The sequence below is a fragment of the Prosthecodimorpha staleyi genome, from assembly GCF_018729455.1.
GTDB classification, from domain to species: domain Bacteria; phylum Pseudomonadota; class Alphaproteobacteria; order Rhizobiales; family Ancalomicrobiaceae; genus Prosthecodimorpha; species Prosthecodimorpha staleyi.
The window spans coordinates 433,474-449,102 of record NZ_JAHHZF010000001.1; the positions used below are offsets into that span (position 1 = coordinate 433,474).

Genomic DNA, 15,629 nt, shown 5'->3' on the forward strand with positions numbered 1-15,629 from the left:
ATTGTGATTCCGAAGAGACGCACCGTCTCTAGCATGGTTGCCGGCTTGCCGCGCCCTCTTGGCGCAGCCATCCTGCTATGAAAGATGCCGGTTGCGAACCGACTCGTCTGGAAGGAAGTCCGTGCCGTCCCGGTGCCAAAATCTGCTTCGCGCCATCGCGCTCATCGCCATCCTGGCGACGCCCTCCGCCGGTTCGGTGTGGGCGGCGGACGCGGCACGGCGCGACATTCTCGGATTCTCGCCGGACGGCACCTACTTCGCCTTCGAGGAATACGGCGTCCAGGACGCGTCGAACTTCCCCTATTCCAACCTCTACGTGATCGACAACCGCATCGACGAATGGGTGCCGGGCTCGCCTTTCCGCACCCATCTGCAGCAGAACTGGGCCAAGCTCGATCAGGCGCGCAGCCAGACCCGCAACCAGGCCTCCTCAACGCTGGTCGCCCTCGGCATCGGCCGCCAGGGCAAGACGATCCTCAGCGATCCGGCCGACAAGGTCGAGGCCGCGGCGCGGTTCCTCGCCTTCACGGTGCCGGACGACGCCCGCTCGCCCGGCCTCGGCACCGTCCGGCTGCGGCTGACCGAACACCAGCTGACCCGCCAGGGCTGCAATTTCGGCAACGAGCTGCGCGGCTTCGTGCTTCAGCTCGAGGACGCCCAGGGCCAGCCGATCCGCATCCTGCACGAAGACAAGGACCTGCCGCCGAGCCGCGGCTGCCCGAAGGGCTACGGCCTGTCCGACGTGATCGTCTATCCGCGCGACGGCCGCGGCCCGGTCCTGATCGTGATCGTCAGCGTCTACCGCTTCGGCTTCGGCGGCGGCGAGCGCCGCTACATCGGCATCGCCGCGAGCTTCGACAAGAACCCGCAGGCCGGCAAGGCGATCGCCGCGCCGGACGGGGGCACGCCGGCGGCCGGGTCGGGGCCCGCCCCGGTCCCGGGGATCGCCGCCGCGCCGGCCGGCTCCAAGCCGCCCGCCAAACCCAAGCCGCCCAAGAAGCCCAAGCCGAAAAAGCCGAAGCCGGCGGCCCCGACGGCGACACCGGCACCGGCGGCTACCGATCCGGCGCCGGCCGCCGACGGTCAGTGAGCCAGCATTTTTAAGAGAACCGATTACCGCAATCCCCCATCCGATCGCCAAACCGATCGGCCGCCGCAACCCATTCCGGTTGAGCCACGCGCCCCCCTCTGCTAAGCCCTCGGCCGATTTCCCGACATTCCGAGGCTTCCCATGATCCCCCGCTATTCCCGTCCCGAGATGGTCGCCGTCTGGGAGCCGCAGGCGCGCTTCCGCATCTGGTTCGAGATCGAAGCGCATGCGACCGACGCGCTCGCCGAACTCGGCGTGGTGCCGAAGGAAGCCGCCAGGCGGGTCTGGGAGCTGGGCGGGCCGGCGCAGTTCGACGTGGCGCGGATCGACGAGATCGAGCGCGTCACCAAGCATGACGTGATCGCCTTCCTGACGCATCTGGCCGAGATCGTCGGGCCGGAGGCGCGCTTCGTGCACCAGGGCATGACCTCCTCGGACGTGCTCGACACCTGCTTCGCCGTGCAGCTGGTGCGCGCCGCCGACATCCTGATCGCCGACGTAGACCAACTCCTCAAGGCGATCGAACGGCGCGCCTTCGAGCACAAGCTGACCCCGACCATCGGCCGCTCGCACGGCATCCATGCCGAGCCGGTCACCTTCGGGCTGAAGCTCGCCGAGGCCTATGCCGAATTCACCCGCGCCCGGCAGCGGCTGGTCTTCGCCCGCCACGAGGTCGCCACCTGCGCGATCTCCGGTGCGGTCGGCACCTTCGCCAATATCGACCCGCGCGTCGAAGAGCATGTCGCGGAGAAGATGGGCCTCGCCGTCGAGCCGGTCTCGACCCAGGTCATCCCGCGCGACCGGCACGCCATGTTCTTCGCCGTGCTCGGCGTGGTCGCCTCCTCGGTCGAGCGACTGGCGATCGAGGTCCGCCACCTTCAGCGCACCGAGGTCCTGGAGGCGGAGGAGTATTTCTCGCCCGGCCAGAAGGGCTCCTCGGCCATGCCGCACAAGCGCAACCCGGTCCTGACCGAGAACCTGACCGGGCTCGCCCGCATGGTGCGCGCCTACGCGATGCCGGCGATGGAGAATGTCGCCCTCTGGCACGAGCGCGACATCTCGCATTCCTCGGTCGAGCGCATGATCGGCCCGGATGCGACCGTGACGCTCGATTTCGCGCTCGCCCGGCTGACCGGGGTGATCGACAAGCTGGTCGTCTATCCCGAGCGCATGGCCATGAACATGGACCGGCTCGGCGGCCTGGTGCATTCGCAGCGCATCCTGCTCGCCCTGACCCAAGCCGGCGTCAGCCGCGAGGAGTCCTACCGGCTGGTCCAGCGCAACGCCATGAAGGTCTGGGACAGCTACCAGCGCGACGGCAGCGCCAGCGTCGACTTCCTGGAGGAACTGCTCGCCGACCCGGATGTCCGCGCCGCCCTGTCGGAGGCGGAGATCCGCGAGAAGTTCGATCTCGGCTATCACCTGAAGCATGTCGACACGATCTTCCGGCGCGTCTTCGGACGGGCCTAGACCGGACTGGCGACCCGGCTGCGGCTGGGCACTGACGGTCCCGACGTGACAGGCGCCTGACCCGGCGCTCACGCCGTGATGATCGCGGCAAGCCGTTCGCGCGGCTTGCCTTTTCGTCTGCGAGGGCGCACATGCCCACCAGCGGCGCACGACGCCGCAGCAACCCGGAAACCCGTCATGTCCAGCGACAGTCGACAGACCGTGCCGCCCCGGCGCCGCATCGAAGGCTGACCCGCTCGGCCTCCCTCGCGTCGCCGCCGGCGGCCGGTCGCAGGGAGAGAGCCATGACCAAGTTCCTCACCAACCGCTTCGAACTGCTGGCCGAGTGGATCTCGATCCATCTCGGTCACCCCTATGCCTTCACGGCCGCGCTCGCGCTGGTCGTGATTTGGGCAGTGACCGGCCCGGTCTTCGATTTTTCGGATACCTGGCAGCTGGTCATCAATACCGGCACGACCATCTGCACCTTCCTGATGGTCTTCCTGCTCCAGAACACCGGCAACCGGACCATCGAGGAGATGCAGGAGCGGCTGCGCAGCATGGAGCGGCTGAACCGCGACATGCTGGCCGAACTGCGCGCGGCCCGGGCCGCCCATGACGCCCCGGCGCTGCCCAGCCGGGACGCGGCCTGATATGCAGGGCTGTCGTCGGCCCCTGTTGCCGGCGGCAGCCCTGCCCCCTCGCCGATCCGGAGCCCCGCTTGCGCCTCGCCCTCATCGCCGACATCCATGGCAATGCCCTCGCCCTCGAGGCGGTGATCGCCGATCTGGCCGACACGGCGCCCGATCTGGTCGTCAATCTCGGCGACTGCCTGTCCGGCCCGCTGCTGCCGGCCGAGACGGCGGACCAGCTGATCGATCTCGGCTGGGTGACGGTCCGCGGCAATCACGACCGGCATCTGCTCGAACAGGCCGCCGACGCGATGGGTCCGTCCGACCGCTTCGCCCATGACCGGATCGACGACGGGCATCGCGACTGGCTCGGCACCCTTCCGGCCAGCCTGCGCGTCGAGGGCGAGATCCTGCTCTGCCACGGCACGCCGACATCGGACGACAGCTATCTGGTCGAGACCGTGACGGCCCTCGGCCCGATCGGCGCGGGCGGCGACGAGATCGACCGGCGGCTCGGCGGCATCATGGCGACGCTGATCGCCTGCGGCCACAGCCACCGCCCCGGCATCTACCGGCTGCCGACCGGGCGCACCGTGGTCAACCCGGGCAGCGTCGGCCTGCCGGCCTATCGCGACGAGACGCCGGTTCCGCACGCCATGGCGGTCGGCAGCCCGCATGCGCGCTACGCCATCATCGAGCGCGGCCGCGAGGGCGAGTGGTGCGCCACCTTCCGGGTCCTCGAATATGACTGGGACCAGGCCGCCGCCCTCGCCCGTCGCGCCGGGCGCCCGGACTGGGCCGAGGCTCTGGCGACCGGCTGGATCGCCGGCTGACCGCGACGGGCGGCGCGGGACCGATGCGGGTCACGCCCGGCGCGGGGCCGGATCGCGCGCGGCCATCCGGCACCCGTCTCGGCAGTCCGGCGTCAGCGGTCCAGCGTCGGTTCGAGCATGCGGCGGACGCCCTCGCGCAGGTAGAGCGCATCGAGACCGACCGCGATGATCCGGTAGCCGAGATCCGCCATCGCGCGGGCGCGCACGCCGGAGACCGTGAAGATCGCCGGCACCTTGCCCTTGGCCTGGGTCACCTTGAGGATGTGGCGGATCGGCTCGTCCAGGAAGGCGGCATCGCCGTCGACCACCTGGCCGTTGGAGAGGGTCAGCGACAGGTCGGACGGGCCGACGAAGATGCCGTCGATGCCGTCGACATCGAGAATCGCCTCCAGATTGTCGAGCGCCTCGCGCGTCTCGATCATGGCGAGCGACAGGGTCTCGCCGTTGGCGCGCTGCAGATAGGCCGCCGCGCTGGCGTCCCCGGTCAGCATCATGGCCCGGGTCGGCCCCCAGCTGCGCTTGCCGATGGGGGGATATTTCATGGCGTCCGCGAAGGCGCGGGCATCCGCGACCGTATTGACCATCGGGGCGATCACCGCCTGCGCGCCCATGTCGAGCGCCCGGCTGGCCATGGCGAAATCGCCGACCGGCACGCGCACGATGACCGGCACGCCGGCGGCCGAGACCGAGCCGATCGCGCGCATCACCGAGACCGGATCGTGCAGCCCATGCTGCATGTCCAGATTGACGGCGCCGAATCCGCCCCGGGCGATCGTCTCGGCGACCAGCGGGTCCGGATTGCCGACCCAGCCGAGATAGACGGTTTCGCCCGCGCGGACGGTTTCGATGAGGGACTTCGACGCCATGCTGCTTCCTCCGACGCCGGTCGACCGGCGTTCATGCTCTTTTCGAAAGGGATGCCTTCGACCCGGACGATCCGGCCCCCGCACCCGATGTCGGTGTTCCCGACCCGCTGGTACGCGACTTCCGCCATGCCAATCGTGTGCGGATCTCCGACCCGAAGCCGAAGTCGTCCGTTCGGGCGGATGGTAGGGTGCCCGGCCCGGTCGCGGCAAGCGCGTCGACCGATATGGGAGGGGATGGACGGCATGCAAAAAAACCCGCCGGCTGGACCGGCGGGTTTGCTGACGGTGATCGGACCGAATGGTCAGCCGGCCCGGATCTGCTCGACGGCGACGGCCATCAGTTCGTCCATCTGGCGCCGGATCTGGTGATCGGACTGTTCGATCTTGGCGGCGTCGAGATCGGCGCGGATCTTGCGGAACACGTCCTCCTCGCCGGGTTCGTCGAAATCGGCGCGAACCACCTCGCGGGCATATTCCTCGGCCTTCTCACCGGAGAGGCCAAGATGTCCGGCGGCCCACAGTCCGATAAGCTTGTTGCGGCGGGCAGTGGCCTTGAACCGAAGTTCCTCGTCGTGCGCGAACTTCTTCTCGAAGCCCTCTTCACGGCGGTCAAAGGTCGTCATGTCCGTCTCTCCTGGAAACATCGCGGCCCACACCCCAGATAAGGGGCAGCGGTTGCGGCTTGGATAGCCTCCCTGACAGATAAGATCAACGTGGCGCGGATTAAGCGGGGGGCAGGAAAAAGTCTGATCGCCGCGCCGTCTCCGGATAGCGGGTGTGCTGCCACTGCTTCGGAGGTGAACATTGTGGTTCTGGAGCCGATCGGGTAGTGTGCGCCCATGTGCGCGCGGGACCGGTTGGAGATTCCATCCGCCCGCGCGTCGTACTTCGCAGAGGTGCAACCACGCGAGGCTCGATCGACACTGTGGAAGTCGGGCCACCGCGCGCAAGACCAGCGCCTGCACCGAACGGAGATCTCATTCGGTATGGATTTTCTCGAGAGACCACGGTACGTCCCCATGAGTCGTCGTCGTCGCATCTATGAAGGCAAGGCCAAGATCCTCTATGAAGGGCCCGAGCCGGGCACGCTCATCCAGCACTTCAAGGACGACGCGACCGCGTTCAACAACAAGAAGCACGCGGTCATCGACGGAAAGGGCGTCCTCAACAACCGGATTTCGGAGTTCATCTTCACGCAGCTGAACTCGCTGGGCGTTCCGACGCATTTCATCAAGCGTCTGAACATGCGCGAGCAGCTGATCCGCGAAGTCGAGATCGTGCCGCTCGAAGTGGTCGTGCGCAATGTCGCCGCCGGTTCGCTGTCGACCCGTCTCGGCATCCCGGAAGGGACCGCCCTGCCGCGCTCGATCATCGAGTTCTATTACAAGAACGACGAGCTCGGCGACCCGATGGTCTCCGAGGAACACATCACGGCGTTCGGCTGGGCGAGCCCGCAGGACATCGACGACATCATGGCGCTGGCGATTCGCGTCAACGACTTCCTGTCCGGCCTGTTCCTCGGCGTCGGCATCCGCCTCGTCGACTTCAAGATCGAGTTCGGCCGGCTCTGGGAAGGCGACATGATGCGCATCGTGCTCGCCGACGAGATCTCGCCGGATTCCTGCCGGCTCTGGGACCAGAGCTCCGGCGAAAAGCTCGACAAGGACCGCTTCCGCCGCGATTTGGGCGGCATGCTCGAAGCCTATCAGGAGGTCGCGCGCCGTCTCGGCATCCTGAACGACAACGAGCGCAACCAGACCGCGGGCCCGACCCTGGTCCAGTAGTCGATTTCTCGTGAATCGAACGCCCGGCACGGATCGAGGCGGCGCGAATGGCGCCGCCTCTTTCGTTTCCCGACCGGCATCGGCATCGACCGCCGCTGCGCGTCCACCCTTCCGCACGACGCGGCCGCGCTCGGGAAGTCGGCCCGCGGCGCGGTGCGGCGCTTGCCTCGCCGGATGCCGGCATGCTACGGGCCGCTTCGGTCGGGGCCGCGCGCATATCCCACGAGCCATGCCGCGCCGGCCCGCCCCAGTCGAAGGATCCGCTCCATGAAAGCCCGCATCACCGTCATGCTCAAGAACGGCGTTCTCGATCCGCAGGGCAAGGCGATCCAGGGTGCGCTGTCGAGCCTGGGCTTTTCCGGGGTCGAGGATGTCCGCCAGGGCAAGGTGATCGAGATCGAACTCGCCACGGCCGATGCGGACGCCGCCCGCCGCGATCTCGATGCCATGTGCCAGAAGCTCATCGCCAATACGGTGATCGAGACCTATCGCATCGAACTCGCCTGACGGAGGCATCGCCATGAAGTCCGCCGTCGTCGTCTTCCCCGGCATCAATCGCGAACGCGACATGGCCAAGGCCCTGGAACTCGCCTCCGGGGTCAAGCCGCACATGATCTGGCACGCCGAAACCGAACTGCCGGATGTCGATGTCGTCGCCGTGCCGGGCGGCTTCTCCTATGGCGACTATCTGCGCTGCGGAGCCATCGCGGCGCGCGCGCCGATCATGGACGCGATCCAGCGCCATGCCGCGCGCGGCGGCTATGTCATCGGCGTCTGCAACGGCTTCCAGATCCTGACCGAGGCGGGCCTGCTGCCGGGCGCGCTCCTGCGCAACGCCTCGCTCAAATTCGCCTGCAAGGTGGTGCGCCTGCGCGTCGACAATGCCGAAACCGCCTTCTCCAACGCCTATGCGGCCGGCGCGGTGATCCGCAACCCGATCGCCCATGGCGAGGGCAACTATTTCGCCGATGCCGAGGCGGTCGCCCGCCTCGAAGGCGAAGGCCGGGTCGTGTTCCGCTATTGCGACGCGGCCGGCGAGACCACCATGGCGGCCGATCCGAACGGCTCGCTCAACCACATCGCCGGCATCCTCAACGAGCGCGGCAACGTCCTCGGCATGATGCCGCATCCGGAGGATTTCGTGGAGCCGCTGCACGGCTGCACCGAGGGCCGCGGCATTTTCGACAGCCTGGTCCGCGCCGTCGCCGCCTGAGCGCGATCCGCCGCGGCATCCGCCGGGCGGTTGCCCATTCCGTCGGGTCCCTCAGTAGGGCCCGACGATTTCTTTCACATTCTCGTAGATTTCGGCGAGCGTCAGCGAGACGCCGAGCGTGGCGATCTCGGCCACGTCCTCGGGCGCGTGGAAGCGTGTCCGCATCCAATCGGCCTCGCCACGCGTCAGCACCGTCAAGTCCATCCGATCCTGCGCGACGAGCAGGTAATGCTGCACGGTCGGAACGCGGAAATAGGCTTCCGCCTTGTCGTAGCGATCCTTTTCGCCGGTGCTGCGCGACAGGACCTCGACCAGGAGGACCGGATCGGTCATCTCCTTCTGGTCGAGAACGCGCGGCCCGCAGCGCACCGCGATGTCCGGACAGACCGACATGTCGATCGCTTCGGACACGACGGGCACATTCGTGGTGTAGACGCGGCATGTCGAACTCCTGGCCTGGAGTTCGGACCGCAGCACGACGGCAAGATTGACCACGATCTCGTTATGCGCCAGCGAGCCGCCGGTCATCATCTTGTGGATGATCCCGTCGATCAGCTCCCACTTTTCGTTGGGCGGCGCGTTGAGCTCCATTTCCTGGAACTCGTGGAGCGACCACCGATCCGGGCGACGTCGGCGTTGCGGCGTGTCCATGCGGCACCTCTCAGGCAACGATACCACGGAAAAGGCCGCGCTCCGAAGCCCGGATGCGCCCGGAACCGCGCCGAAAGGTTTACCTCGATGCCGCGACCCATTATGTGAACGGCTAAGGGCCGCCGCGGCCGCAGAGATCGTTTCTCATGATTCCGAACGACATCAAGATCACCCCCGAACTGGTGCGCGATCACGGGCTGAAGCCGGACGAGTATCAGCGCATCCTGGATCTGATCGGACGCGAGCCGACGCTGACCGAGCTCGGCATCTTCTCGGCCATGTGGAACGAGCACTGCTCGTACAAGTCCTCCAAGAAATGGCTGAAGACCCTGCCGACGACCGGGCCGCGCGTGCTGGTCGGCCCGGGCGAGAATGCCGGCGTGGTCGATATCGGCGACGGCGACGTGGTGGTCTTCAAGATGGAGAGCCACAACCACCCGTCCTATATCGAACCCTACCAGGGCGCGGCGACCGGCGTCGGCGGCATCCTGCGCGACGTGTTCACCATGGGCGCACGTCCGATCGCCGCCATGAACGCGCTGCGCTTCGGCGCGCCGGACCATCCGCGCACCCGCCATATCGTCAACGGCGTGGTCGCCGGCGTCGGCGGCTACGGCAATTCCTTCGGCGTGCCGACCGTCGGCGGCGAGGTCAATTTCCATCCCCGCTACAACGGCAACTGCCTCGTCAACGCCTTTGCGGCCGGGCTCGCCAAGGCCGACGGCATCTTCCTGTCCAAGGCCGAGGGCATCGGCATGCCGGTCGTCTATCTCGGCTCCAAGACCGGCCGCGACGGCATCCACGGTGCCTCGATGGCCTCGGCCGAGTTCGACGACAATTCCGAGGAGAAGCGCCCGACCGTGCAGGTCGGCGACCCCTTCTCCGAGAAGCTGCTGCTCGAAGCCTGCCTGGAACTGATGCAGACCGGCGCGGTCATCGCCATCCAGGACATGGGAGCGGCCGGCCTGACCTGCTCGGCCGTGGAAATGGGCGCCAAGGGCGATCTCGGGCTGGAGCTCGACCTCGACAAGGTGCCCTGCCGCGAGCCGGGCATGACCGCCTACGAGATGATGCTCTCCGAGAGCCAGGAGCGCATGCTCATGGTGCTGCATCCGGAGAAGGAGGCCGAGGCCTCGGCGGTGTTCCGCAAGTGGGGCCTCGACTTCGCGGTCGTCGGCCACACCACCGACACGCTGCGCTTCGTCGTCAGGCACCAGGGCGAGGTGATGGCCGATCTGCCGATCAAGGACCTCGGCGATCAGGCTCCCGAATATGACCGCCCCTGGATCGCACCGGCCAAGCCCGCCGCGATCGCGGCTTCGGAGACCGAGGCACCGGCCGACTGGAACGAGGCGCTGCTGAGCCTGATCGGCTCGCCGGACCTCTCGTCGCGGCGCTGGGTGGTCGAGCAGTACGACCATTTCATCCAGGGCAACACGATCCAGCATCCGGGCGGCGATGCCGGCGTGGTGCGAGTCGAAGGATCCGGCAAGGGGCTCGCCTTCACCTGCGACGTGACCCCGCGCTATGTCGAGGCCGATCCCTTCGAGGGCAGCAAGCAGGCGATCGCGGAGGCCTGGCGCAACCTGACGGCCGTCGGCGCGACCCCGCTCGCCGTCACCGACAACCTAAATTTCGGCAATCCCGAAAAGCCGGAGATCATGGGCCAGTTCGTCGGCGCCATCCAGGGTCTCGGCGAGGCTTGCCGGGCGCTCGATTTCCCGATCGTGTCGGGCAATGTCAGCCTCTACAACGAGACCAACGGCCAGGCCATCCTGCCGACCCCGGCGATCGGCGGCGTCGGCCTGCTGGCCGATGTCTCGCGCAGCGTCGGCATCGGCTTCCGCCAGGATGGCGACACCGTGATCCTGGTCGGCGACACAGCCGGTTGGCTCGGCCAGTCGATCTACCTGCGCGAACTCTTCGGCCGCGAGGACGGTGCGCCGCCGCCGGTCGATCTCGCGGTAGAGAAGCGCAACGGCGACTTCGTCCGCAGGCTGATCGTGGACGGTCGCGTCGGCGCCGTGCACGACCTGTCGGACGGCGGTCTGGCGGTCGGTCTGGCCGAGATGGCCATGGCCTCGGGCCGCGGCTGCCGCATTGCCGCGCCGGAGCGCAGCGCCGTGCCGCTGCACGCCTTCCTGTTCGGCGAGGACCAGGCCCGCTACCTCCTGACCGCGAGCGCCGGCGAGGCGGCCCATATCCTGGTCCAGGCCGCGATGGGCGGCGTTCCGGCGACCATGATCGGCACGGTCGGCGGCAATGAGTTGACGATTGCGGACCGGATTGCCATTTCCGTTGATATGCTCGTGAAACGGCACGAAGATTGGTTCCCGCGCTTCATGGCCGCGGCCTGAGGGGGCCGGCGGCCGTCATCGAAGGAGGATACCGGAATGGCGATGGACGCCCGCGAGATCGAAACCATGATTCGTGCCGCGCTGCCGGACGCGACCGTGACGATCCGCGATCTCGCCGGCGACGGCGACCACTATGCCGCCGAGGTCGTCTCGGCGAGCTTCGCGGGCAAATCGCGGGTCCAGCAGCACCAGATGGTCTACCAGGCCCTCAAGGGCAAGATGGGCGGCCAGTTGCATGCCCTGGCGCTGCAGACCAGCGCCCCGGAAGCCTGAACCGGACGGAAGCCTGAACCGGACGGCAGCCCGTCCACGAACGATCCGACCTCACGACAGCCGCCCGACCTTGACCCGGGCGAGGAGACGCAGATGACCGATACCCATGCGATGATCGACACCGAGGTTCAGTCCAACGACGTGGTGCTCTTCATGAAGGGCACGCCGCAGATGCCGATGTGCGGCTTCTCGGGCCAGGTCGTGCAGATCCTCGACTATCTCGGCGTGCCCTACAAGGGCATCAACGTGCTCGCCTCCAACGAGCTGCGCCAGGGCATCAAGGACTATTCCAACTGGCCGACCATCCCGCAGCTCTACGTCAAGGGCGAGTTCATCGGCGGCGCCGATATCGTCCGCGAGATGTTCCAGGCCGGCGAACTCCAGTCCCACCTGAAGAGCCGCGGCCTGCAGGTGCGCGAGACCGCCTGATCTCTGCGAGCGATCGCCTGCGCCGGTCGCCCGATTGCGCCCACCGGCTCGCTCCCAGGCCGGTCGTCCGAGGTCCTGGCCAAGCCTGCCTTGCGCGATCCGGGGCGCGCGCCGCAGCCTCACCGGACCGCGGCCGCATCGCCCCCCTCATCCGCCCTTCGGGCACCTTCTCCCCCCTTCAGGGGGCGAAGGGGGAGGCCATCGCAAGCCCATATCCGTCGCCGACCACCGATCCCGCGGCGCCTTTCCCTTCTCCCCCTTGCGGGGAGAAGGGGGCCGAAGGCCGGATGAGGGGGGCTGGATGCCGGAACCTCCGGGAAGTCTGAAGGCCGGAACTGCAGGCGGGAGGCCCGCCGTGACTTCGCGGGCCGGTCAACCGTGGTGATGGTCGTGTCCGCAGGCGGATGCGGCCGGCGCGTCCGTGCCGTCTTCGGCGGCGGCACAGGCCCGGCAGAGACCGCGGACTTCGACCATGCGCGATTCCGTTCTGAAGCCGGCCTCCGCCGCCCGGGTGCCGAGGGCCTCGACGGTGGCGGCACTATCCCATTCCTCGACCTTGCGGCATTGCCGGCAGATCGCGATGATGGCCGGAGCCGCACCGTGATGGCCGTGGCAGGCGAAATAGGCATTCATCTGTTCGAGCCGATGAATGCGCCCGTCCCGCTCCAACCGCTCCAGCGCGCGATAGACGACCGGCGGCGACTGCACGCCCTGTGGCCGGAGCGCATCCAGCACCTGATAGGCGGTCAGCGGCGTCGGCGAACCGCGCAGGATCGTCATCACCGCCTCGTCGGTCCCGGATCGCGGTCGTGCCATGTCGTCCCCTGATACTCTGCAGTCCGCAGCGCCGACCGGCTGCCGGCCCCGCAGGTTGCGGGCGGACCATATCGCATGTCCGACCGAGGCGGTATCGCCGAGATGCAGGGGACCTGCCCGGCGAGCATGCGGATCCGTGCGGCCCCCTCGCCGCCGCCCTTGAATGCGACGCTCGGAAGGCCCCGTGACGGGCGCCCCCGTCGGAAGGCGGCGTCACCCTTCGTAGGGCTCCTCGGTCACCTTGCAGGCCGGCGGCTTGCCGGTCAGCCGGTCCAGCCGCGCCGTGGCACGATCGAAACGGAAGACGCCGAGCACCTGCTTGGGCGGCCCGCCGACGGCGCCGGCCTCGTGAAAGACGAAGGTCAGCAGCGGCTTGTCCTTGACGTTGCCGGCGCAGTCCTGCGTGAACGCGCTTTCCGAGCCGACCTTGGCGCGCAGGACCGCCGCCACGCGCCATTCGCCGCGCACCTTGTCGACGGCCTTGTCGAGCCTCCAGACGAGCAGCGTCGCCAGTCCGTCGCCGACCGGCCCGCCGGTCAGAATCTCAAGGCGATGGACCGGATAGTTGCCGCGCGCCAGATCGCGCGGTGTCTGGATCGCCGAATAGCCGAGATCCTGCAGAAACTGCGGCAGTTCCGCCTCCGCATCGGCATCGAGCGCCATCACGGCCGTCCTGCCGACGATGTCGGCAGCCGGTTCGGCGCGGCTCGTTGCGGGCATGGCCGAAGCCAGAGCGGCGAGGAGTGCGAAACGGAGCAACACGGGAATGCCTTTCTCAAAAGCCGGCAAAGCGCTGCCGCCGACAGCAATAGGGCGCGCGATCATGGCGGATTCCAGGAACGAAAACGTGAGCTGTGCCGGACGAAAAATGGCCGCGCCGGAGTCACGAACGCGCCACACGCTCCCTATATCACCGTTCGTGGCGACGGGATGATCCCCCGCCGGCTTCACCAGCACCGACGACAAGGAGAGCACCATGCTCCACGCGATGAGCGACCATGGCCCCTGCGGCGGCTTCAGGGGCTTCGAAGATGTCCGCTGGGCCGTTTCCACGGCGGAACCGAAACTCGACGAAATGCTTGCCGATCCGATGGTTCGGCTGGTGATGCGCCGCGATCATCTCGATCCGGCCGAAGTGCATCGCTTCATGGTCGAGACCGCCGAGGGGCTGAAGTCCGGCCGGCCCGGCCCGACTTTGCCGCCGTCGCCGCATTTCGGCTGACCTGCCCGGAGCATCCGGATCCCTGCCACAATCGCGCTGCGATTGCGACGGTCTGCGAACCCCCGGTTCGCGGGCCGTTTTCATTCGTACCGCCGGGAAAACGCTACCGCGGGACGTCGGTCGCCAGATTGAAATGCTGTGTCTTCAGCACGCGACCGTTCGGACTATACTGCTCGACGCTCAGCGTGGCCGCGTCGATCTTGCGGCCGCGGAAATGGCCGGCCACGCCGAACGGCATGGTGTGGTTGAAGAAGAAGCGCGACGGATCGTAGTTCGGATCGCGCAGCTCGTAGCCGAGCGCCCGCGTGGCGAGGGCGCCGATCTCGTAGGCGGTCGGCCAATCGAGGGCGGCGAAACGGCGGGCAATGTCCGAGTCGGGCCGGTTGGTGAACAGCATGGCCGGCACCACGACATTGTAGACATCGTCGATGAAATGGCCGAACTGCCCGCGCTCGCCGGTGAATTCGCTGTGGTCGGCGGTCACGAAGACGTGGACGGCGCCGGGGCGGCGCGCGAAGAAGGCAAGCAGGCGGTCGAGATTGGTTTCGTAGCAGGCGAGACCGATATCGTAGTCGAGACGCCGACGGTCCGTGCCGGTGGCGGCAGGTGGGATCGGCGGCTGGTCCGCTTCCGCGCAATTGGCGCGATAGGGTGCGTGATTGACCCGCTGATGCACGAAGGCGAACCGCGGCCCCTCCGGATCGGCGGCGAAGAAGTCCTCCAGACGGTCGAGCAGGAACTCGTCACGGCGGAGCGCGATGCGGCCCGCCGACCGCGAGGCATCGTCGATCCGGTCGACATCCGGGGTCACGCCGGCAATCTCGCCGAAGCGCATGTGCTGGGCCGAGACATAGTAGGTCCGGAAGCCGGCCGCCTTGGCCAGCCGGAACAGGGTCAGCGGCCGCCCGGCCGCAGCCCGCGGCGCATAACTGACGCGCAGGAAGGTCGGCACGCTGGCGAGCGTCCCGGTGCCGGCGGACAGGCCGAGCTTGGCGGTCAAACGGAACGGCCCGGTCCGGTCGCCGATGCGCCTGAGCAGCGGTGAATCGGGGCCGGTCCCGCTGCCGCCGTAGAGCCGCATCCGCAGCGGCGTGATGCTCTCGCCCATGATCACCGCGACGGTCACCGGCTCGCCGCGCTCCGGCCGGGGTCCGGCGAGCGGGACGACCTGGGCGTCCCCGTCGAGAAGGCCCGCGATCGGCGCGATGCGCGAGATCAGCATGTGCAGCGCGATGCCGGCCGCGTTGGGCACGGCGACCGCGGAGGCGGTCGAGCGGCCGAGGGCCGCCGCGAAGGCGTTATCGAGCAGGAAGGGCCGCGTCACGAGGCCGCCGAGCAGGACCAGGGCGGCCACGCCGCCGATCGCGAAGCGCGGCAGTCCGCGGCGTTCGAGCGCCCGATCGGCGGCGGCCAGGATGGCGGCATAGACGAGTATGAAGCCCAAGGGCGGCGCGAGCACCCGCCATTCCCCGAAGGCCGTGCGGATCAGGTCGCGGGTGTCGTTGCCGGAGATCAGGATCTGCTCGGGCTGCGGCACCTCGCCGAAATAGGCCAGCGTGGCGAGCCAGCCCCCCTGGATCAGGACCAGCAGGATCCCGAGCAGCAACCGCACGGGGCGCGGACGGGTCAGCAGGATCGCGGCGGCCAGCGCCAGCGCAACCGGAACGCTGGCGACATCGGCAAGCGCATTGCCGTTGAGACCTGCCAGGGCTGACGCGAGATCAGGAAGAAAGACCAGACCCGCCGCGGCGGGCAGGCCGAGAACAAGAGACAAACGCACCGATGACCGTCCGCTTCGTCGGCGGCCGCCGCGGTCGGTCGAGGTCGGGGGGCATTCCTGCAGCCTGCCCGCCACGACCGCCGGATGCAGGCCGCACGATCATATCGGCACGATGTACAACGCTTTGCCGGCAATTCAAGTCCCCGAACCGGGCGGGACGACCGGCTTCCGGGCACGAAAAAAGCAGCCGCGCCGGGGCGCGACTGCTCGAAAACGACCGTCGGAACGGATCGG

Annotated in this window: 17 protein-coding genes; 11 read left to right on the top strand and 6 right to left on the bottom strand. The window is 68.1% G+C overall.

Going from position 1 to position 15,629, the window contains the following annotated elements:
* The first annotated feature begins 121 nt into the window (after window positions 1–121).
* The 4 genes from KL771_RS01820 (at window position 122) to KL771_RS01835 (ending at window position 4,004) form a co-directional block, all read left to right on the top strand.
* On the top strand, window positions 122–1,090 hold the full coding sequence (locus tag KL771_RS01820) for a DUF2259 domain-containing protein (protein ID WP_261966855.1): 969 nt from the start codon (window positions 122–124) through the stop codon (window positions 1,088–1,090).
* 141 nt (window positions 1,091–1,231) lie between these two features.
* Window positions 1,232–2,560, top strand: a complete 1,329-nt coding sequence (gene purB, locus KL771_RS01825; protein ID WP_054361523.1) for an adenylosuccinate lyase — start codon at window positions 1,232–1,234, stop codon at window positions 2,558–2,560.
* Window positions 2,561–2,844: 284 nt separating this feature from the next.
* Window positions 2,845–3,192, top strand: a complete 348-nt coding sequence (locus KL771_RS01830) for a low affinity iron permease family protein (RefSeq protein ID WP_054361522.1) — start codon at window positions 2,845–2,847, stop codon at window positions 3,190–3,192.
* A gap of 68 nt (window positions 3,193–3,260) precedes the next feature.
* Window positions 3,261–4,004: a metallophosphoesterase family protein gene (locus tag KL771_RS01835; RefSeq protein WP_261966856.1), complete on the top strand. Its 744-nt coding sequence runs from the start codon at window positions 3,261–3,263 to the stop codon at window positions 4,002–4,004.
* Window positions 4,005–4,096: 92 nt separating this feature from the next.
* On the opposite strand, the gene KL771_RS01840 is transcribed toward KL771_RS01835, so the two are convergent.
* Entirely contained in the window at window positions 4,097–4,870 is a 774-nt protein-coding gene (locus tag KL771_RS01840; RefSeq protein WP_261966857.1) for an HpcH/HpaI aldolase family protein, read from the bottom strand.
* Between the two features lie 302 nt (window positions 4,871–5,172).
* Window positions 5,173–5,493: a DUF1476 domain-containing protein gene (locus tag KL771_RS01845; RefSeq protein ID WP_261966858.1), complete on the bottom strand. Its 321-nt coding sequence runs from the start codon at window positions 5,491–5,493 to the stop codon at window positions 5,173–5,175.
* 363 nt (window positions 5,494–5,856) lie between these two features.
* On the opposite strand from KL771_RS01845, the gene purC reads away from it, so the two are divergent.
* The 3 genes from purC (at window position 5,857) to purQ (ending at window position 7,867) form a co-directional block, all read left to right on the top strand.
* On the top strand, window positions 5,857–6,654 hold the full coding sequence (gene purC, locus KL771_RS01850; protein ID WP_261967078.1) for a phosphoribosylaminoimidazolesuccinocarboxamide synthase: 798 nt from the start codon (window positions 5,857–5,859) through the stop codon (window positions 6,652–6,654).
* A 267-nt stretch (window positions 6,655–6,921) separates the two neighbouring features.
* On the top strand, window positions 6,922–7,161 hold the full coding sequence (purS, locus tag KL771_RS01855) for a phosphoribosylformylglycinamidine synthase subunit PurS (RefSeq protein WP_054361517.1): 240 nt from the start codon (window positions 6,922–6,924) through the stop codon (window positions 7,159–7,161).
* Between the two features lie 13 nt (window positions 7,162–7,174).
* Window positions 7,175–7,867 (top strand): phosphoribosylformylglycinamidine synthase subunit PurQ, encoded by a 693-nt coding sequence (gene purQ / locus KL771_RS01860; RefSeq protein ID WP_261966859.1) that lies wholly within the window; start codon window positions 7,175–7,177, stop codon window positions 7,865–7,867.
* Window positions 7,868–7,918: 51 nt separating this feature from the next.
* Here purQ and KL771_RS01865 read toward each other — a convergent pair whose 3' ends face one another.
* The gene (locus tag KL771_RS01865) at window positions 7,919–8,518 is read right to left on the bottom strand and encodes a Uma2 family endonuclease (protein WP_390866506.1); all 600 of its coding nucleotides are present in this window, start codon (window positions 8,516–8,518) and stop codon (window positions 7,919–7,921) included.
* A 146-nt stretch (window positions 8,519–8,664) separates the two neighbouring features.
* Between KL771_RS01865 and purL the strand changes: the two genes are divergently transcribed.
* From purL to grxD, 3 genes are all read left to right on the top strand, one after another.
* On the top strand, window positions 8,665–10,875 hold the full coding sequence (gene purL, locus KL771_RS01870; RefSeq protein WP_261966861.1) for a phosphoribosylformylglycinamidine synthase subunit PurL: 2,211 nt from the start codon (window positions 8,665–8,667) through the stop codon (window positions 10,873–10,875).
* Between the two features lie 36 nt (window positions 10,876–10,911).
* Window positions 10,912–11,148 carry a BolA family protein gene (locus tag KL771_RS01875; protein WP_261966862.1) on the top strand — a complete coding sequence of 79 codons (237 nt, stop codon included), beginning with the start codon at window positions 10,912–10,914 and terminating at the stop codon, window positions 11,146–11,148.
* 93 nt (window positions 11,149–11,241) lie between these two features.
* On the top strand, window positions 11,242–11,577 hold the full coding sequence (grxD, locus tag KL771_RS01880; protein WP_054361513.1) for a Grx4 family monothiol glutaredoxin: 336 nt from the start codon (window positions 11,242–11,244) through the stop codon (window positions 11,575–11,577).
* Between the two features lie 372 nt (window positions 11,578–11,949).
* On the opposite strand, the gene KL771_RS01885 is transcribed toward grxD, so the two are convergent.
* Together KL771_RS01885 and KL771_RS01890 are read right to left on the bottom strand one after the other, a co-directional pair.
* Entirely contained in the window at window positions 11,950–12,393 is a 444-nt protein-coding gene (locus KL771_RS01885; protein ID WP_261966863.1) for a Fur family transcriptional regulator, read from the bottom strand.
* Window positions 12,394–12,606: 213 nt separating this feature from the next.
* Entirely contained in the window at window positions 12,607–13,359 is a 753-nt protein-coding gene (locus KL771_RS01890) for a hypothetical protein (protein WP_261966864.1), read from the bottom strand.
* A 10-nt stretch (window positions 13,360–13,369) separates the two neighbouring features.
* Here KL771_RS01890 and KL771_RS01895 point away from each other — a divergent pair, with 10 nt between their 5' ends.
* Entirely contained in the window at window positions 13,370–13,615 is a 246-nt protein-coding gene (locus tag KL771_RS01895) for a hypothetical protein (protein WP_261966865.1), read from the top strand.
* Window positions 13,616–13,718: 103 nt separating this feature from the next.
* On the opposite strand, the gene KL771_RS01900 is transcribed toward KL771_RS01895, so the two are convergent.
* The gene (locus KL771_RS01900; RefSeq protein WP_261966866.1) at window positions 13,719–15,395 is read right to left on the bottom strand and encodes a sulfatase-like hydrolase/transferase; all 1,677 of its coding nucleotides are present in this window, start codon (window positions 15,393–15,395) and stop codon (window positions 13,719–13,721) included.
* Window positions 15,396–15,629 lie beyond the last annotated feature (234 nt).